Below are 18,420 nucleotides of genomic sequence, written 5' to 3' on the forward strand. Positions count from 1 at the left end.
GATCGGTGAGCCTTCACCCCATGCGCATCATCCCTGCACTCGCGCTGTTGTCGCTGCTGCTCGTCCCCGTCGACGCTGCTGCGGCACCCAACGGCTCGTACTACCTGCAAAGCGCCGTGACCGGTCAGAACGCCGCCGTGTCCGGCTCGTCCGTGGTCCAGCACCGCCCCAAGGGCAACGAGGACCGCCAGCAGTTCACCTGGAACGGCAGCACGCTCTCCGAAGGCGGCCAGTGCCTCGGCCGCGCCGGTGACGCTGCCCAGATGGTCAGCTGTTCCAGTGGCGACGCCCAGTGGGTCGCGGTGCTGGACGACCAGGGCAGGTACCGCTTCAAGGACCCTGCCTCGTCCCGCTACCTGATCGCGTCCGGCACCGACCAGGTTCGCGTCGGCACCGGCAACGACACGTGGTTCCTCACCCCGGTCAACCCCGTCCGCGTCCAGCCGCCGGGCGACCCGCGCCTGGACGAGATGACGTTCCTGACCGCCCACAACGCCTACGCGAACGGCGTCGACGGCGGCTTCACGTTCGGCAACATCGCCCCGAACCAGTCCCGCGGCATCGTGCAGCAGCTGAACGACGGCGTACGCGGCTTCATGCTCGACATCCACCAGACCTCCGACGGCGCGATCCTCTGCCACAACAGCTGCACCCTCGTCAGCAAGCCGGTCGCGCTCAACGTCGACATCCAGCGCATCGTCGACTTCCTGAAGTCCCGCCCGTCCGAGATCGTGACGGTCTTCCTGGAGGACTACGTCTCAGCCGATGTGCTGCGCTCCGAACTCGCCCGCGTCAACGGCCTGGGCGACGTGCTGTTCCGCGCCGAGGGCGTTCGCGAGCACGGCTGGCCGACGTTGTCGCAGATGAGGGCCAGTGGCAAGCGTTTGCTCATCTTCACCGACCACAGCCCGGACGGCCGAGAGAACTCCGGCGTCCTCTACCAGCGCGACTGGACTGTCGAGAACTACTGGTCGATGGGCTCTGGCGCCGGCACCTCCGACTGGTCCTGCTACTCGCGCTGGAGCAAGCCGCTCACGGCAGAGGAACCCGGCTTCCGCCCGCTCTTCGTGATGAACCACTTCCGCGACGTCCCGATTCAGGGCACCGTCGCGACCGACAACTCGAAGGCAGCCGACCGCGCCCGCCGCTTCTGCGAACCCGCGGCCCGCAAGACCCCGAACTACCTGGCCGTCGACTTCTACCACCTGAACACACCGGTGCTCCCGGCCGAACGCCATCCGTCCGGCGCCGGCTCCGTCGAACTGTCCGCGACCCCGGCGCTCTGCCTCGACAACAACGCCGGTGGTACCGCCAACGGCAACCCGGTGCAGATCTGGACGTGTAACAACTCCTACGCGCAGAAGTGGCGCGTCGTCGCGGACGGCACCATCGCGATCTCCGGCAAGTGCCTCGACGTCAACAACAGCGGCACCACCAACGGCACGATCGTCCAGCTGTGGGAGTGCAACGGCACGGGCGCGCAACAGTGGCGCGTGCGGTCCGACGGCTCGGTGCGGAACCCGCAGTCGGGGCTGTGCCTGGACAACCCCGGTGCGTCGACGACTCCCGGCACCCGCCTGAACATCTGGACCTGCAACGGTTCCGCGGCTCAGGCCTGGAAGTTCCGCTAGGGCTTGCGAGCGAGGCCCACGTAGACGTCCTCCGGGCCACCTTCTCCGGCCGGGCCGAGTTCCGGGTGCCACTTCGGCGCCGGGACGACGCCCGGCTGGAGGATCTCCATGCCCGCGAACATCGGCTCGAACTCCGCCAGGGACCGGAAGTACATCGGGTCGCGGCTGTGCTTCATGGCCTCGACGACGGCGCCCATCTCCTGCGGCTTGAAGTCCGCGGTCAGGTGCGAGAGCGCGACCAGGCTGCCGGACGGCATGGCGTCGCGGTAGCGGGCGACGATCTCGGCGGGGCCCTTCTCGTCCGAGACGAAGTGCAGCACGGCGACCATGAGCAGGCCGACCGGCCTGGAGAAGTCGATCAGGTCCTGCACGACCGGGTCGGAGAGGACGTCCTGGGGCCGGCACATGTCGGCCTGGACGACGCCCGCGTTGTCGTTGCCCTCCAGGATGAGCTGGCTGTGGGAGACCGCGACCTCGTCGTAGTCGACGTAGACCACGCGCGCGTCGGGGTTCTCCTGCTGCACGATCTCGTGGACGTTGCCGACCGTCGGGATGCCCGAGCCGAGGTCGAGGAACTGGTCGATGCCCTGCTCCATCATCAGCAGGACGGCGCGGCGCATGAACGAGCGGTTCGAGGACGCGATGGCGCGGCCGTCGCGCAGGACCTGCAGCACCTTCTCGCCGACCATGCGGTCCGATGCGAAGTTGTGGCCACCTCCCAGCAGGAAGTCGTAGACGCGTGCCGCGCTGGGCACGTCCGTGTTGATTCCAGCGGGCACCCACGAAAAAGGCTCGGCCATGCGCAGAACCTACCTGTTTGCGCGCACGCGTGTACCGGCCCGGATCGGGTGAAAGGGTCAGCTGCGGCGTGCGAACCGGTGCGCGATGTGCTCCACCAGCACGGATGCGCCGGCGGTGCGAGCTTCCTGGTCCAGCCAGCGCAGCTGGTCGTCGACGCGCGCCGACCGCAGGTTCGCGGCGGCTGCCACGGCCTGCCCGCCGAGTTCGGCGGCGGTGGCCTTGTCGCCGATCGCGAGGTGGTTGCGGGCCAACGCGGTCAGGGTGAGCACCCGAGCGCGGACGCGGTCGTCGCCGTGGGTCTTTGCCTGCAGTGACGCGATTGCCCGCGCGGGATCGCTCAGGTCCCTGCGGTCGGCCCACGAGTTGTGCGCGGCGACGAAACCGAGCTGGAACGACTTCAGCGCGTCCTCAGGTGCGTTGTGGTGCAAGAACATCCGGCCCGCACGGGTCAGGATCGAGGCGATCAGCGCCTCGTTCTCCGCCTGCCGGGCCAGGGTCAGCGCCCGTGAGAAGTGCGGGAGGGCGACGCCGGGCATCCCGCTGTCGAACGCCGTCCAGCCCGCCAGTTCGTGCACTTCGGCAACCGCTGTCCACATCTCCTCGCCGCCGACGACGATGAACGGCTCCACAGCGTGGAGGTGCTCCAACACCAAGGGATGGCAGGCAATCCCGCCGTATCGCCGGTCCAGCGCGCGCAACGCCTGTGTGCGTTCCTGCACCTCAGACGGCTCCACGCGGCCCACAGGTGCCGCGGCCGGTACCCAGTCGAAGGTCGGCGCACCGACCAGGACGCGCGCAGCGTGCTCCAGGAACCGTTGCCGGGCCTCGGAGTTCTCCCGGATCAGTTCCTCTGCCTCCTCGAACCCGTCGGCCACGGCGAGCCGGCACCACCGCGCGGCCTCGGAGTTCTCGCCGAGCGCGAACAGCACCCGCGCCAGCCGCACCGCCGCGTCACCGAGGCGCTGGTCGGCGGCGACCCGGAAGCGCACGGCGGCCTCGCGCAGGTCCCCCGCCCGTTCCGCGGCCTCGCCCAGGCGGTAGAGGCGTTCGACGGCCTCGTCGTGCTCGTGCTGGGCCAGCAGCTCCTCAATCCTCATCAGACCCTCCGAGAATCCGCCGCAGTTCGGCCCGGCCGCGGGTGAGATGCGTCCGCACGGTCGACTCGCCGACCACGAGCACCGAGGCGATCTCGCTGACCGGGTAGCCGAGCAGGTGGTGCAACGCCACGACCTCGCGGTGCCTGGGGGACAGCCGGCGCAGGGCGGAGTGCAACGCCTCGGCCTCGTGCACCTGTTCCAGGACGTCGGCAGCGGGTACCGCGACCAGCGGGGTCTCGTGCTGGTGCCGCTGCTGCCACCGTCGCATCAAGCGGATCGCGACTTTCAGCACCCACGCCTCGGGCTTGTCGTACGCGTGGATGTCGTCCCAACGGTGCTGCGCGATCAGCAACGCGTCTTGCGCGATGTCCTCGACCACGCGCGTGTCGCCGTTCAAGGCCGTCAGCGTCTTGGTCACCACGGGCAGGCACGTGCGGAAGAACTCGGCGAAGCCCTGATCCGGCTCCGGTGTGCTCAACGGTCTTCCCTTCAGCGTCCGCTCGGGTCGTTCACCGCCCGTAGGCGACCTTCACCGGTGACAGGCGCTGAAGCCAGGAAAGGCTGAGTCGAACGCGCGTGTTCACCCGTTTAGCCTCATCGGTCGTTTGGTCAAGCCGTGACATCCACGCACATGAATGACCCGGTAGAGCGAATATCCTCTGTGGACAGTCGCGCAGGGTTACACCTCGCTCGGAACCAGGATTCCGATCGTGGATCAAATCTCACCCGACAAGGGAAAACCGTCTACGGAACGCAGTGAAAACTGGAAATCAAGCGGCCATCCTCGCGAGGAAAATTCATCAGGAAGTGTGACAAGTGGTCGTGTTTACCTGACTGATGGCGGGCGGAACTGCGGAAACGGTGGCATTTTCCAGGTTCCCGCAGTGTGCCCCGTCTCTTGCTGCCTAGGAGCGAATCCGTGAAACGTCCGCTCGCCGCCGCGCTCGCCGCGCTGCTGGCCGCCTCATTCGCCGTGGTGATACCGACAGCGCACGCCGGTCCAGGTGACGGCACGCTGTCCGTGCAGGTCATCCGTGACGTGAACGGCAACGGCAACTACGACGCTGCCGTCGAGGTCGGTGTCCAGGGTGCTGCCGTGCTCGTCACCGACCCCGCAGGCAACATCGCGACCGGCACGACCGACGTGAACGGCAGCGTCACGGTCGGTCTCGGCCCGGTGAGCGGTGGCAAGTACCGCGTGCAGGTGAACCCGCCGGCCGGAAGCGTGCTGCAGCCGGCTCCCGCCGGCGGCACGCTCGAGAGCAACACGATGTTCGTGGACGTCTCCGGCGGCAAGAACGTCACCGTCACCACCGGCCTGTGGAACCCGGCCGACTACTGCCAGTCGAGCCCGACGCTCGCCACGGCGTGCCAGCGCGCGACCCGTGACCGCGACGGCAACAGCATGGTGAACGGTTCAGCTCGCTCGCTGGTCACCATGCCGTTCGACGCACGTGGAACGAACTCCGCACCGGCCCAGGTCGCGAACCAGGGCGCCACCGGGACGGTGTTCGGTCTCGCCTACCGCAAGCAGGACAAGCGGCTGTTCTCCGCCGCGTTCGCGAAGCGGCTCACCAACTACGGTCCCGGTGGTGCTGGCGCCATTTACGTCACGCCGGCCGCGGGCGGTGCGACGACCTTGTTCACCACCGTGCCCAACGCCGGTGGCGCTACGCACAACCACCAGACCAACTTCGACGGCGCCTTCTACGCGGTGCCGGGCACGCAAAGCCTCGGTGACATCGACATGTCCGAGGACGGCAGCGAGCTCTACGTCGTGAACATGGCCGACAAGAAGCTCTACGTCTACGACGCCACACAGCCGACCGCTGCCGCCGCCAAGGCCTCGTACGTGATTCCCTCGGCCTGTCCGACCGCGAGCGACTGGCGGCCTGGCGCGCTGGGCGTGCGTGACGGCGTCGTGTACGTCGGTGGCGTCTGTTCCGGTGCGTCGACGAAGAAGATCGCCGACGTGAAGGCCGTCGTGATGACGTTCTCCGGCGGCTCCTTCAGCCCGCCGGTGCTGACGAAGGTGCTGGACTTCCAGCGTGGCAGGGCGTTCAACAACCGGCCGGCGAGCAACGTCTGGTACCCCTGGACCGACAACTGGAACGACACCGCCGCCAACGACCTGCGGCACAACTCGTACCCCATGCCGCTGCTGATCGACATCGGGGTGGAGAACAACGGCGATCTGGCGCTGGGCTTCCGCGACCGCTTCGGCGACATGGGCGGTTTCTGGATCCCCGCTCCCGACGGCAGCGGTGGCGAGTGGGAGACCGTGTCGGGCGGCGACCTCAACCGCGCCTGCAAGACCCCCACGGGCTACACGTGGCAGGGCACCGGCGGTTGCAAGAACAACCACGTCCACCCCAACGGCGGCAACGAGCAGGCGGCGGACGTCGTCGAGTACTACCCCGGTGAGTACTTCGCGTTCTCCGACACCAACTACGCGCCGCACCTCGAGACCGCGCAGGGTGCGGTGGCCCTGGTGCCCGGCGAGCTGCGGATGCCCGCGATCGTGATGGACCCGACCGGTGTGCGCACCGGTGGTGTCGGCTGGTTCGATCGCGGCAACGGTTCGATGGCCAACACCTCGTACTCCAACGCCTACAAGATCGTTGACGAGTTCACCGAGGGTTGGGGCAAGGCGAACGGTCTGGCCGACCTCGAGGCGCTGTGTGATCTGGCGCCGGTGCAGCTTGGCAACCGGGTCTGGTTCGACACCGACGCGGACGGTGTGCAGGACGGCGACGAACCGGCGGTCGCGGGTGTCAAGGTGACGGCGACGCCGTGTGCCGGTGGTGCCGCTCTGCCGGTGAAGACCACGAACGCCAAGGGCGAGTACTACTTCGGCGCTGCTGACGGTCTGAAGCCGGAGACCTGCTACAACCTCACGTTCGACTACAGCGGGGTGAACACGGCCGCCCTGCCGGGTGCGCCGCCTGTTGAGAGTCTTCAGTGGACGGTCAAGGAAGCCGGTCCGGACCGGGTCGTCGATTCCAACGTGGACGCCGTGGGCAACACCCAGGTGACCACCGGCAAGTCCGGTACCGCCGACCACACGATCGACGCCGGTATCAACGCCAAGGTCACCAACTCCCTCGGTGATCTCGTGTGGGTCGACACCAACCGCAACGGCCTGCAGGATGCCGGTGAACCGGGCGTCCAGGGTGTGACCGTCGTGCTGAAGAAGGGTGACGGCACCCAGGTCGGCACGCCGAAGCAGACCGACGCGCAGGGCACGTACCTGTTCGACCTGCTCGAAGACGGCACGTACATGGTGTGCTTCGACCTGTCGACGTTGCCCGCCCAGTACGCCGGTTACGTGTTCACCGGCAAGGACGCGGGTGACGACACGAAGGACTCGGACGCGGATGCCGCGGACGGCTGCACCGCGACGACGACGCTGGGTGCTGCCAAACGTCAGGACCTGACGCTCGACGCGGGTCTGGTGCCGCCGAACAACAGGCTCGGTGACCTCGTGTGGGTCGACACCAACCGCAACGGCCTGCAGGACGGCGACGAGCCGGGTGTGCCGGGCGTGACGGTGACGCTGAAGGACGGCTCCGGTGCGACCGTGGGCACGCCGAAGCAGACCGACGCGCAGGGCAAGTACCTGTTCGACCAGCTGCCCAACGGCACGTACCAGGTGTGCTTCGACCTCTCGACCGCTCCGGCCGAGTACGCGGGCTACCTGCTGACGCGCCTGAACGCGGGCGACGACGCGTTGGACTCCGACGCCGACCCGGCGACGAAGTGCACGCACACCACCACGTTGGGCCCCGACAAGCGCGAGGACCTGACGCTGGACGCGGGTATCCGGCCGCCGAACACGCTCGGCGACTACGTGTGGATCGACACCAACAAGAACGGCGTCCAGGACGACGGCGAACCGCCGGTGCCCGGTGTGACCGTGAAGGTCGGTGACCTGACCACCACGACGGGTCCGGACGGCAAGTACGTCTTCGGCAAGCTGCCCGACGGCGAGTACACCGTCTGCTTCGACAAGACGACCCTGCCGGCGCAGTACGCGGACTACGTCCCGACGACGCCGAACGCCGGTGGCGACGACGCGAAGGACTCCGACGCGGCCGTCGACACGTGGTGTGCCCCGCCGACGAAGCTCGACGTGGACAGGCCCGAGGACCTGACGATCGATCTGGGTCTGATCCCGCCGGTGAACCGTCTCGGTGACTACGTGTGGATCGACGTCAACAAGGACGGGTTGCAGGACGCCACTGACATCCCGGTCGAGGGCGTGACGGTGAAGCTGAACACCGGCGCGACCACGACGACGGACGCGCAGGGCAAGTACCTGTTCTCCGACCTGCCCGACGGCGAGTACACGGTGTGCTTCGATCTGGCGAACCTGCCCGCGGCGGTGAAGGACTACCTGGTCACCGCCAAGGACGCCGGTTCCGATGACGCGAAGGACTCCGATGCCGACCCGGCCACCGGTTGTGTGCCGGCCGTGACGCTGGGCGTGGGTCAGCGCGAGAACCTGACGCTGGACATGGGTCTGGTCTCGCCGCCGAACAAGCTCGGTGACTACGTCTGGGTCGACGCGAACCGCAACGGTGTGCAGGACGCGGGCGAGGCACCGGTGCCGGGTATGACCGTGAAGGTGCTGGACGAGCAGGGCAACCAGGTCGGCGAGCCGGTGGTCACGGACGCGCAGGGCAAGTACCTGTTCGGCGACCTGCCGGACGGCACGTTCAAGGTCTGCTTCGGCCCGATGCCCGCGGGCATGTCGGACTTCCAGTTCACCAAGCCCAACGCCGGTGACGACGCCGCGGACTCCGATGCCGACCCGGCCACGGGCTGCACTTCGGAGGTCACGCTCGGCCTCGGCAAGCGGGAGGACCTGACCCTGGACGCCGGCATCCACGCGCCGGTCAACAGGATCGGCGACTTCGTGTGGGTCGACGCGAACAACAACGGTCTGCAGGACGACGGCGAGAAGCCCGTCGAGGGCGTGACCGTGAAGCTGAACACCGGTGCCACCACGAAGACCGACGCGCAGGGCAAGTACCTGTTCAGCGATCTTCCGGACGGCACGTACACGGTGTGCTTCGACATCGCGAACCTGCCGGCCGCGGTGGCGGACTACACGCTGACCAAGGTCAACGCGGGTGACGACGCGAAGGACTCGGATGCCGATCCGGCAACGGGTTGCACGCTGCCCGTGACCCTCGGTGTGGGCCAGCGCGAGAACCTCACGCTGGACGCGGGTCTGGTCGCACCGCCGAACAGCATCGGCGACCTGGTGTGGTACGACACCAACCGCAACGGCGTGCAGGATCCGGGTGAGCCGGGCGTGCCCGGTGTGACGGTCACCCTGGTCGACGAGCAGGGCAATCCCGTCGGCGTGCCGGTGAAGACGGGGCCTGACGGCACGTACGAGTTCCCGAACATCCCGGACGGCACCTACAAGGTGTGCTTCGAGATGGGCGCTCTGCCCGGCCAGTACGCCGGGTACGTCGCGACGACGCCGAACGCCGGTGACGACGCGAAGGACTCGGACGTGGATCCGGCGACCGGGTGCACGCCGCCGGTGACGGTCGGTGTGGGCCAGCGTGAGCAGAAACCGGCCCTGGGCCTGGTGCCGCCGACCAACCGCGTTGGTGACCTCGTCTGGTACGACAACAACTCCAACGGGGTGCAGGACGCCGGCGAACCCGGTGTGCCGAACCTGCCGGTGTTCCTGCAGGACGGCAGCGGCAAGCCCGTTGCGCAGACGACGACCGACAAGGACGGCAAGTACCTGTTCACCGACCTTCCGGACGGTGAGTACAAGGTCTGCTTCAACGCCGATCCGCGGACGGGCCTGGTCGCTGGCCGCCAGCTGACCAAGCCGCACGTCGGGGACGACGGAAAGGACTCCGACGCCAACCCGGCGACCGGATGCACCCACGTCGTCAAGCTGGGCAAGGACAAGCGGGTGGACCTGACGCTCGACGCAGGTCTGCTGCCCAAGCCGCCGCTCGCCTCCACGGGTGCCGCGGTGTGGGCCCTGCTCGGCTCCGGCCTGGCCCTGCTGCTCGCCGGTGCGTTCATGACACTGGTCGCGCGCCGTCGCAGGTCCTAGTCGAAAGGTTCTGATCGACGCACCTGCCCCTGGGCCTCGTTTCCCAGGGGCAGGTGCCCTTTCATGGAAGGAGATGACGGAAAGCGGCGATCGCGTGCTGCAGCTCCTGCGCCTCCCACACCGACACCCGCCAGTGCTCCGCGTTGGGGATCATGTCGCACATGTTCCTGCGGACGCCTCGAGAGGCGGGGAAGTGTGGCCCATCACCAAGATCGCTGGGCCGCCGGTGTCGACTGATACGGTGCTAGCCATGGTGAAACCTCCCCAAGATGGGAGTATTTCCCCGCCTGCCGGACCGATGAGTTTCCGTCGGCTGATCCGTACCCCTGCCATGACCGAAGAAATCCGGGCCGCCGTGGCGGCGGAACGACGTGACCAGGCAGAGCTCCTCGCCGGGCTCACCGAGGAGCAGTGGCACGCGCCGAGCCTGTGCGAGGGCTGGCGCGTCAAGGAGGTCGTCGCGCACACGACCCTGCCGTTCCGCAGCTCAGTCGGACGCGTGCTGCTGGAGACGCTCAAGTCCGCCGGCCGGTTCAACCACGCCTCCGACCGCATGGCCAGGAAAGACGCCGCGGCCCTGTCCATCGACGACCTGCTCGGCACCCTGAAGGCCAACATCGGCCACCCGTGGACCCCACCCGGCGGCGGCCCGGCCGGCGCGCTCTCGCACGACATCATCCACGGCCTCGACATCACGGTCGCGCTCGGACTCGACCGCCAGGTGCCGCACGACCGCCTCAAGATCGTCCTCGACGGCATGAACCCGCGCAGCGTCAAGTACTTCGGCGCGGACCTCGACGGCAAGAGGCTGGAAGCCACCGACATGGACTGGACGTTCGGCGAAGGCGAGCCGATCAGGAGGCCGGCTCAGGAGCTCCTGCTCCTCGTGTGCGGCCGCTCACTCGCCTGACGAGGTCACCGCTTCACGCACCCGCGCCGTCGCCTCTGTCGTCGTCGCGAGGAACCGGGCCACCACCTGACGGTCTTCCGCGCTGAGCCGCTCCCACGCCGAGGAGAACTCGCGCGCGAGCGGCTGGAAGAACGTCGACGCCAGCGCCGTCGCCGTGGAGAGCACGCGGAGCTCGACGCGGCGGCGGTCGTCCGGGTCGCGGTCGCGGACCACGTGACCGGCCCGCTCCAGCCGGTCCAGCACCGAGGTCGTGGCGGAGGCGCTCAGGTTCAGCGCCTTCGCGAGCGCGCCCGGTGTCATGGGGGAGCGGGCGGTCATGATCAGGTTCAGGGCCGTCATGTCGGTCGGGTGCAGCTCGTGCGCCGCGCTGAAGATCTCCAGAAACCGGTTCGACTCCGCGACCAGCGCACGCAGCAGCATGCTCAGGTCGTAGTCGCTTGCGTCGCTCACGGGGTCAGCATACTGTTCGTCCATCGAAAGATTCGACGATCGAAGGAATGCGGATGCGCGTCCTCGCCGGGATCCTGCTCGTCGTCTGGCTCGCGCTGGGTGGGTTCACCGGGCCGTACGCGGGCAAGCTCTCGGAGGTCGCGGAGAACGACAGCAGCGCGTTCCTGCCGAACTCCGCCGAGTCCACGCAGGTCGCTGAGCTGCAGAAGAAGTTCCAGCGCGCCAACGCGATCCCCGCGATCGTCGTGGTCGAACGGTCCGGCGGGCTGACCGACGAGGACAGGAAGTACCTCGCCGACCGCGGCAGGGGCTTCCAGGCGTCACCGGTGATCCCAGCACCCGGCGACAACGAGGCCGCCCAGCTCGTCGTGCTGCTCGACCCCGCGAAGGAGGTCCGCGACTCGGTCCTGCAGCTCCGCGACGGGGCGCGCGGTGCGCCACCAGGGCTGAAGGTGCTGGTCACCGGCCCGGCCGCGCAGATCGCCGACCTCGTCGAGGCGTTCGGCGGCATCGACGGGCTGCTGCTCGTCGTCGCGGGCGCGGTCGTCGCGTTGATCCTGCTCGTCGTCTACCGGAGTCCGCTGCTGCCGGTCGTGGTGCTGGTGTCGGCGGTGTTCGCGCTCGGGCTCGCCAGCTTCGTCGTGCACCTGCTGGCGAAGAACGACGTGCTGGCGCTGAACGGCCAAAGCCAGGGCATCCTCTCGATCCTCGTGTTCGGCGCGGCGACGGACTACGCGTTGCTGCTCGTGTCGAGATTCCGCGAGGAGCTGCGGGACACCCAGGACAGGTACACGGCCATCCGCACGGCGTGGCGCGGCACGATCGAACCCATCGCGGCCTCGGCCGGCACGGTGATCCTCGGCGTGCTGTGCCTGCTGTTCAGCGACCTCGACTCGAACAAGGGCCTCGGGCCGGTCGCCGCCATCGGCATCGGCGCCGCACTGCTCACCACGATGACGTTCCTGCCCGCGACGCTGGCGTTGCTCGGACGCGTGGCGTTCTGGCCGTTCGCGCCGAAGCTCGGCTCACCGCACCCGGAGACGACCGGGCTGTGGGGCCGCACGGCGGACCTGGTGCGCCGCAGGCCACGCGCGATCTGGATCGTCACGACGCTCGTGCTGCTCGTCGGCGCCGCGTTCCTGCCGCAGCTCAAGGCGTCCGGTACAGCGCAGTCCGACGTGTTCCTGACCGAGGTCGAGTCCGTTGCGGGACAGGAGGTCCTGTCGAGGCACTTTCCCGGTGGGACCGGCTCGCCGACCGTCATCGTCGCAGCAGAGGGCAAGACCGCCGAAGTGCTTGAGAAGTCCAAAGTGGACGGCGTCGCCGACGTCCGGCCCACCGGCACGGCGGACGGGCTCGTCCGCGTCGAGGCCACGCTGAAGGACGCGCCGGACTCCGACGCGGCGGTGGCGACGGTCGAGCGCATCCGTGCGGCGGTGCACGGGATCGGCGACGCGAAGGTCGGTGGGCAGACGGCGACGTTGCTGGACACCAGGACGACGTCGGAACACGACCGGCTGCTGATCATCCCGATCGTGCTGGTCGTGATCTTCCTGGTGCTGGCGCTGCTGCTGAGGTCGTTGCTGGCGCCGGTGCTGCTGATCGCGACGGTCGTGCTGTCGTTCGCGGCCACCATGGGCGTCTCGGCGCTGGTGTTCAACCACGTCTTCGACTTCCCGGGTTCCGACCCGGTGGTGCCGCTGTTCGGGTTCGTGTTCCTGGTGGCGCTGGGCATCGACTACAACATCTTCCTGATGACCCGCGTCCGCGAGGAAACCCAGCGCCTGGGCACGGTCGAGGGCACGTTGCGGGGCCTCAGCCTGACCGGTGGCGTGATCACGTCGGCGGGTGTGGTGCTCGCGGCGACGTTCGCGGCGCTGGCCGTGCTGCCGATCCTGTTCCTGACGCAGATCGCGTTCATCGTGGCGTTCGGCGTCCTGCTGGACACGTTGCTGGTGCGGTCGTTGCTCGTGCCGGCGCTGTCGGTGGACATCGGTGGCCGAATCTGGTGGCCGTCGAAGCTGAGGTGAGTCAGGATTCCCGGCATGACCTACACGGCACGCCAGCTCAACCGCGCGACGCTCGACCGGCAGATGTTGCTGCGGCGTGAGCCCGTTGACGTGCTGACCGCGGTCGAGCGGATCGTGGCGATCCAGGCCCAGGAGCCCGCGTCGCCGTACATCGCGTTGTGGAACCGGATTGAGGGCTTCGACCCTGCCGACCTGGACCAGGCGTTCACGAGCGGGGCGATCCGCAAGGCCGCGATGATGCGGATCACGTTGCACGCCGTCACCGTCGCCGACCACGAGGTGTTCCACCACGCGATGCTGCCCGTGTTGCGCGCGTCCCGGCTGAACGACAAGCGTTTCAGGGCCATGGGACTCACGATCGAGCGGGCCGACGAGGTGCTGGCGCACCTGCTCGAGTTCGCCGCCGAGCCGAGGACCAAACCGGAGCTGGAAGAGCTGCTGCACTCGCACGTCGGCGACGTGGGGGAGCCGGGCATCTGGTGGGCGCTGGCCGCCTACGCGCCCATGGTGCGGGTGCCGACCGGTGGTCCGTGGGCGTTCGGGCCGCGGCTGTCGTTGCAGACCGCGGTGATCGAGCCGCGCGAGCGGATGGCGGCGCTGACCGAGATGCTGCGCCGCTACCTCACCGGGTTCGGGCCCGCGACCATTGCGGACATGAACCAGTTCACCATGGTGCCACGCACGTCCATCAAGGAAGCGCTGGAACGGCTGGACCTGGTGAAGACCGGCGACCACTACGACGTTCCGGATCGGACGGTTCCGGACGAGGACACCCCGGCGCCGCCGCGGCTGATGGCCATGTGGGACAGCACATTGCTCGCCTACGCCGATCGCAGCCGGATCATCCCCGATCAGTACCGCAAGGCCGTGATCCGCAACAACGGCGACACACTGCCGACTCTTCTCGTCGACGGTCATGTGGCAGGGGTCTGGCGTCCGGCCGAGGACGGCGGCATCGAGGCGACCGCCTTCCACGCCCTGAGCGAGGAACAGTGGGCCGGTCTCGCCGAGGAGGCCAGGGCGCTGCGGAAGTTCCTCGGTGACCGGGACCCACAGGTCTACCGGCGTTTCAACCGCTGGTGGGCCGGTCTGCCGGTCTCCGACGTCCGAGTTCTGTGAATACGTCAAGATCCACAAAGGGCCATGCACAAGTCACTGTTCCTCCACCCTGCATGGAGGAAAGCTCAATGTTCCAACGAGAAAGCGCGCCGCTACAACCAGTTCACCCCTGGCCAGAACACCCGCACGCAGAGCGCCTGGACGGCGTACCGCAGCGGTAGGTGATCCAGCCCGAGTGGAGGGACGTTGCTCGATGAGCGGCGTCCCTTTCGCTTTCTTGCTTGGAGAGCTGCCAACGGCCAAGCTGTGACAGGTGACAGATCCCGTGCCGCACATGTCGGGCGTCGATCATCCCGAGGTCGACGAGATGCTCAGCGAGGTCGTGCACCAGCTCTTCGCGGCGAACCTCGACCTGCAGACGGTGCTGGGTGTGTTCAGCAGGCAGCAGGGCGCCGGCCGCGACCGCGTGCACGCCGTCATCGACCGGCTCGACGACACCATCGCCGCCATCCACCACGCGGGCGCGCGGCTGCAGATCTCGCTGGCCGACCAGGCCGCCCTCAACCAGGCCAGGGGAGTGCTGGCCGCGCGGCGGGACATCTCCGTCGCGGAAGCGTCCGACCTGATCACCGGCCACGCAGCACGGCACGAGCTGGACGTCTCCGCCGTCGCCCGTGCCGTGCTGGCCGGAGATCACCTGTAGCGACCCGGTCAGACCTTCTGGTGCTCGGCCGGCCGCATCTCGGGAACCGTTCCGTTGGGCGCAGTCTCGTGTGCCGTCTCGGTGCGGCGAGCCGCTCGGTGATGGTGCCGCCCTCGGGAGTGCCGGTGGGTGACGGGATCTTGCTCAGCAGGTACCCGGCGTGGCTCACCGCGAGCAGCACGAGCAGCGTGTCCGAGAACGCGGGCAGCCCGCCGATGCCCGCGGGGTTGTCGACGGCCCTGAGCGCCGCCACCGCCTGCGCGCCGTAGGCCAGCAGCAGGAGGATCGTGATGAGGAAGTTCTGGAACTTCGCCAGGTCGATCGACTTGCCCGCCGACGCGCCTTCCTCGACGGTCAGCATCTCCCAGACCCGGCCGCCTCCCCTTCCCCGGGGTGGGCCGCGACCGAGTCCGGCCGCGTCGTGCTCTTCACGACCTTGATCGCAGCCGCCCCCACCGCGGAACCGATCGCGATGCTGAGCAACGTCAGCACCTGACCGGGGATGGTGAACCCGGCGACGTCGACCTGCCCGGTCGCGAACCGCCCGAACGCCATGCCGCTGACGAGAGACAGCAGCACGACGGTCCACATCATCATCTGCAGGCGGGACAGGCTGTACGGCCGCGCGCGTCCCGCAGGACGTTCTGCGCGCCGAGAGTGCCGGGAACCGCGACCGCGAGCAGCACGATGACGAGAGCGGACACGAGCCAAGCCCAGAACGTGGTCGGCATGGCGGCCTCCTCGTTACGCCTTTCGGACGCTGTGAGGAGTACGTCGTCGCGAGGTGACCAGGTGCTATCACACGGGGTAACGATTCGGGGGTTGATCTACCAGTGGCAGGCGGTGTCCGGCTCGCAGCACGGCGCCAGAAACCGGCAGCTCGGGCAGATCCACTTGGAACCGTTGCCGTAAGGACGCAGGTCGTCGGACTCGCACTGCGGGCACTGGGGGAGTTGGACGGTCTTCCTGGCCGGCTCGGTCACGCGTGACACGGTACTTCAGGTGGTGCGCGGGCGCGGGTCGGCGAGGTCGTCGTAGTCGATCACGAGGCTCGCCCGCCTCGCCGGTTCGCACTTCGCGAGGTAGAGCCGCTGGCCTTCGACGTACCGATGGTTGCGCGGGTCGTCCGGATCGGACGGACTGCCGTCGCGCACCGCCATCCGCGCGACGGAAACCGCGAAGTCGACGGACAGGAACACCGAGAAGTCCCAGTGCTCCACGAGCTCGTCGCGGTGCAGGAAGATGCCGTCCACCAACAGGATCGCCGGACGTGACACGACTTCCTCCGGTGCGTCGACGTACTCGTCCGTCGCCAGGTCGTGGCTCGCGCGCCGGAACGGCCGGCCGGCGGCGAACGGCACGAGCAGGTGACCGGCGAACCTCTCGTGGTCGAAGCTGTCCAGGAAGAAGCCCTCCGGGGACACCGGGCCGCGCCGGTGGCGGATCTCGCGCGGGTGGTGGAAGTCGTCCACGGAGGCGCGGACGACTGTGCGGCCGCGGGACCGCAGCACCGCGGCGAGGTCGTCGCAGAACGTCGTCTTGCCCGCGCCGTCCACTCCGTCCACCGCGACCAGGCCGTCGGCGGGCAGCAGGCCGGCAACGGTGTTCAGCACCCCGGTTCGCGTCACGGCACCGACGATCTCACGGAAAGTCACCGTGACGGGCCCCATCGGATGAGACCCACGTCTCCTGAGCATCAAGAACGCGTAAGGGCCGCCCCCAAGCCCGTAAGGACGTTGTCAGGCATCGCCTGATCAGGGATTTCCTGCTGCACGCTGCCGGGTGTCATCAAGAAGACCTCGTCGTTGAAGGGAGCGGCGTCATGGCCGACCTGGCCTGCGCGTTGCTGCTGATCGGGAGTTTCGTCGTGCTGGGCCTGACCGTGCGCGGACTGGAGAAGTTGTGAGCGGCACGGGACTCGTTGCGAACGCCGTCGCGGGCGTCCTCGCGCTCCTGCTGATCGTCTACCTGTTCATCGCACTCATCAGGCCGGAGAAGTTCTGATGTCACCTCTCGTGGCCGGCCTGGTGCAGGCCGGCATCCTCGTCGCGGCCCTGGCGGTCGTGTACCGGCCCCTCGGCGACCACATGGCTCGCGTGTTCGAGCACAAGAGCCACTCGAAGCTGGAGAAGGCGATCTACCGCTTCGCCCGGATCGACCCGGATGCCGAGCAGAAGTGGAGCACCTACGCGTACGGCGTGCTGGGCTTCTCGTTGGTCGGCATCGTGTTCCTGTACGTGATCCAGCGCCTGCAGGCCTTGCTCCCGTTCGGCTTCGACCGGGGCAACGTCGGGCCTGCAATGGCGTTCAACACCGCCATCAGCTTCGTGACCAACACGAACTGGCAGTCGTACGTGCCGGAAGCCGTCATGGGCCACACGGTCCAGATGATCGGGCTGACCGTGCAGAACTTCGTGTCGGCGGCGGTCGGGCTCGCCGTCGCGGTGGCGTTGATCCGCGGTTTCGTGCGGCACCAGACCGACCGGCTCGGCAACTTTTGGGTCGACCTCACCCGAGGCACCATCCGGATCCTGCTGCCGATCGCCTTCGTCTTCGCCGTCGTGCTGATCGCACTCGGCGTCACGATGAGCCTCAAGTCCGGCGTGGACGTTGACGGGCAGACCATCGCGAACGCTCCCGTGGCGAGCCAGGAGGCCATCAAGGAGCTCGGCACCAACGGCGGTGGCGTCCTCAACGCGAACTCGGCGCACCCGTTCGAGAATCCCGGCGAGTGGACCAACCTGGTCGAGATCTTCCTGATCCTGGTGATCCCGGTGTCGCTCACCCGCACGTTCGGCCGGCTCGTCGGCCAGCACAGGCAGGGGTACGTGCTGCTGAGCGTCATGGCCACGATCTGGACCGCGATGCTCGCCGTGATCTGGGGAGCGGAGGCGAGCGGGCTCAGGCCGTTGGAGGGCAAGGAACTCCGCTTCGGCATCGCCGGCAGTGCGATCTTCGCGGACGCCACCACGGGCACGTCGACCGGCGCGGTGAACTCGTTGCACGACAGCTACACCGGGCTCGGGGGCGGCGGTGCGCTGCTGAACATGCTGTTCGGCGAGATGACGCCGGGCGGGGTGGGCACGGGCATCTACAGCATCCTGGTGATGGCGGTCATCGCGATGTTCCTGGCCGGTCTGATGGTCGGCCGCACACCGGAGTACCTGGGCAAGAAGCTGGGGCGCAAGGAGGTCACGGCCGCCGCGGTGTCGATCCTCGCGATGCCGGCGGTGCTGCTGGTCGGCGCGGGCATCACGGCGATTCTGCCAAGCACACGGGGAGCGTTGAACAACCCCGGTGCGCACGGCCTGTCGGAGATCCTCTACGCGTACGCGTCGGCGTCGAACAACAACGGGTCGGCCTTCGGCGGCATCACCGCGACCAGCGACTGGTTCCAGTCGTCGCTGGGGCTGTGCATGCTGTTCGGCCGGTTCGTGCCGATCATCGCGGTGCTGGCGCTGGCCGGATCCCTGGCCGCGCAGAAGAAGGTGCCGGTCACGGCGGGCACGCTGCCCACCACCGGACCGCTGTTCGCGAGCCTGCTCACCGGCTCGATCGTGCTGGTCGCCGCGCTGACCTTCGTTCCCGCTCTCGCTCTCGGTCCCATCGCGGAGGCACTGCAGTGACCGCCACACTCGACCAGCCCGT

Annotated in this window: 17 protein-coding genes; 8 read left to right on the forward strand and 9 right to left on the reverse strand. The window is 68.3% G+C overall.

Annotation, left to right across the window (positions count from 1 at the left end):
* The first annotated feature begins 20 nt into the window (after positions 1–20).
* On the forward strand, positions 21–1,631 hold the full coding sequence (locus C8D87_RS47630; protein ID WP_233442114.1) for a PI-PLC domain-containing protein: 1,611 nt from the start codon (positions 21–23) through the stop codon (positions 1,629–1,631).
* Here the strand turns inward: C8D87_RS47630 and C8D87_RS15445 are convergent.
* From C8D87_RS15445 to C8D87_RS15455, 3 genes are read right to left on the reverse strand one after another with little or no spacing between them, the layout of a single operon-like run.
* Complete coding sequence (locus C8D87_RS15445) at positions 1,628–2,431, reverse strand: SAM-dependent methyltransferase (protein ID WP_112227164.1); 804 nt, start codon at positions 2,429–2,431, stop codon at positions 1,628–1,630. The genes C8D87_RS47630 and C8D87_RS15445 overlap by 4 nt on opposite strands.
* A 57-nt stretch (positions 2,432–2,488) precedes the next feature.
* Positions 2,489–3,529 (reverse strand): tetratricopeptide repeat protein, encoded by a 1,041-nt coding sequence (locus C8D87_RS15450; protein WP_112227165.1) that lies wholly within the window; start codon positions 3,527–3,529, stop codon positions 2,489–2,491.
* The gene (locus C8D87_RS15455; RefSeq protein WP_170166436.1) at positions 3,519–4,007 is read right to left on the reverse strand and encodes an RNA polymerase sigma factor; all 489 of its coding nucleotides are present in this window, start codon (positions 4,005–4,007) and stop codon (positions 3,519–3,521) included. Before C8D87_RS15455 ends, C8D87_RS15450 begins: the two co-directional genes overlap by 11 nt.
* A gap of 441 nt (positions 4,008–4,448) precedes the next feature.
* Here C8D87_RS15455 and C8D87_RS15460 point away from each other — a divergent pair, with 441 nt between their 5' ends.
* A complete protein-coding gene (locus C8D87_RS15460) occupies positions 4,449–9,620 on the forward strand; it encodes an SdrD B-like domain-containing protein (protein ID WP_112227167.1) in 5,172 nt (1,723 codons plus the stop codon).
* Between the two features lie 331 nt (positions 9,621–9,951).
* Positions 9,952–10,530, forward strand: a complete 579-nt coding sequence (locus tag C8D87_RS15465) for a maleylpyruvate isomerase family mycothiol-dependent enzyme (protein WP_109638001.1) — start codon at positions 9,952–9,954, stop codon at positions 10,528–10,530.
* Here the strand turns inward: C8D87_RS15465 and C8D87_RS15470 are convergent.
* Positions 10,519–10,980 carry a MarR family winged helix-turn-helix transcriptional regulator gene (locus C8D87_RS15470; protein ID WP_233439650.1) on the reverse strand — a complete coding sequence of 154 codons (462 nt, stop codon included), beginning with the start codon at positions 10,978–10,980 and terminating at the stop codon, positions 10,519–10,521. The genes C8D87_RS15465 and C8D87_RS15470 overlap by 12 nt on opposite strands.
* 47 nt (positions 10,981–11,027) lie before the next feature.
* Between C8D87_RS15470 and C8D87_RS15475 the strand changes: the two genes are divergently transcribed.
* The 3 genes from C8D87_RS15475 to C8D87_RS15485 all read left to right on the forward strand — a co-directional run bounded on the left by C8D87_RS15475 (position 11,028) and on the right by C8D87_RS15485 (position 14,772).
* Positions 11,028–13,010 carry an MMPL family transporter gene (locus C8D87_RS15475; protein ID WP_112227169.1) on the forward strand — a complete coding sequence of 661 codons (1,983 nt, stop codon included), beginning with the start codon at positions 11,028–11,030 and terminating at the stop codon, positions 13,008–13,010.
* A 15-nt stretch (positions 13,011–13,025) separates the two neighbouring features.
* Complete coding sequence (locus C8D87_RS15480) at positions 13,026–14,129, forward strand: winged helix DNA-binding domain-containing protein (RefSeq protein WP_112227170.1); 1,104 nt, start codon at positions 13,026–13,028, stop codon at positions 14,127–14,129.
* Between the two features lie 253 nt (positions 14,130–14,382).
* Positions 14,383–14,772, forward strand: a complete 390-nt coding sequence (locus C8D87_RS15485; protein WP_146771719.1) for an ANTAR domain-containing protein — start codon at positions 14,383–14,385, stop codon at positions 14,770–14,772.
* Here the strand turns inward: C8D87_RS15485 and C8D87_RS15490 are convergent.
* From C8D87_RS15490 to C8D87_RS15500, 5 genes are all read right to left on the reverse strand, one after another.
* Entirely contained in the window at positions 14,696–15,133 is a 438-nt protein-coding gene (locus C8D87_RS15490; RefSeq protein ID WP_112227172.1) for a hypothetical protein, read from the reverse strand. The two genes, C8D87_RS15485 and C8D87_RS15490, sit on opposite strands and share 77 nt — an antisense overlap.
* Positions 15,127–15,351, reverse strand: coding sequence for a hypothetical protein (locus C8D87_RS15495; protein ID WP_215732319.1), 225 nt, complete (start codon positions 15,349–15,351; stop codon positions 15,127–15,129). Before C8D87_RS15495 ends, C8D87_RS15490 begins: the two co-directional genes overlap by 7 nt.
* 14 nt (positions 15,352–15,365) lie before the next feature.
* Positions 15,366–15,503 (reverse strand): hypothetical protein, encoded by a 138-nt coding sequence (locus C8D87_RS45895; protein WP_170166437.1) that lies wholly within the window; start codon positions 15,501–15,503, stop codon positions 15,366–15,368.
* Positions 15,504–15,599: 96 nt separating this feature from the next.
* Entirely contained in the window at positions 15,600–15,755 is a 156-nt protein-coding gene (locus C8D87_RS45900) for a hypothetical protein (protein ID WP_170155012.1), read from the reverse strand.
* 15 nt (positions 15,756–15,770) lie between these two features.
* Positions 15,771–16,400: a nucleoside/nucleotide kinase family protein gene (locus C8D87_RS15500; RefSeq protein ID WP_215732320.1), complete on the reverse strand. Its 630-nt coding sequence runs from the start codon at positions 16,398–16,400 to the stop codon at positions 15,771–15,773.
* 274 nt (positions 16,401–16,674) lie between these two features.
* Between C8D87_RS15500 and kdpF the strand changes: the two genes are divergently transcribed.
* Both kdpF and kdpA read left to right on the forward strand, forming a co-directional pair.
* On the forward strand, positions 16,675–16,776 hold the full coding sequence (gene kdpF / locus C8D87_RS15505) for a K(+)-transporting ATPase subunit F (protein WP_109638008.1): 102 nt from the start codon (positions 16,675–16,677) through the stop codon (positions 16,774–16,776).
* Positions 16,776–18,398 carry a potassium-transporting ATPase subunit KdpA gene (kdpA, locus tag C8D87_RS15510; protein ID WP_112227175.1) on the forward strand — a complete coding sequence of 541 codons (1,623 nt, stop codon included), beginning with the start codon at positions 16,776–16,778 and terminating at the stop codon, positions 18,396–18,398. The genes kdpF and kdpA overlap by 1 nt, the downstream gene beginning before the upstream one ends.
* Positions 18,399–18,420: the final 22 nt, after the last annotated feature.

Source organism: Lentzea atacamensis, from assembly GCF_003269295.1.
GTDB classification, from domain to species: Bacteria; Actinomycetota; Actinomycetes; order Mycobacteriales; family Pseudonocardiaceae; genus Lentzea; species Lentzea atacamensis.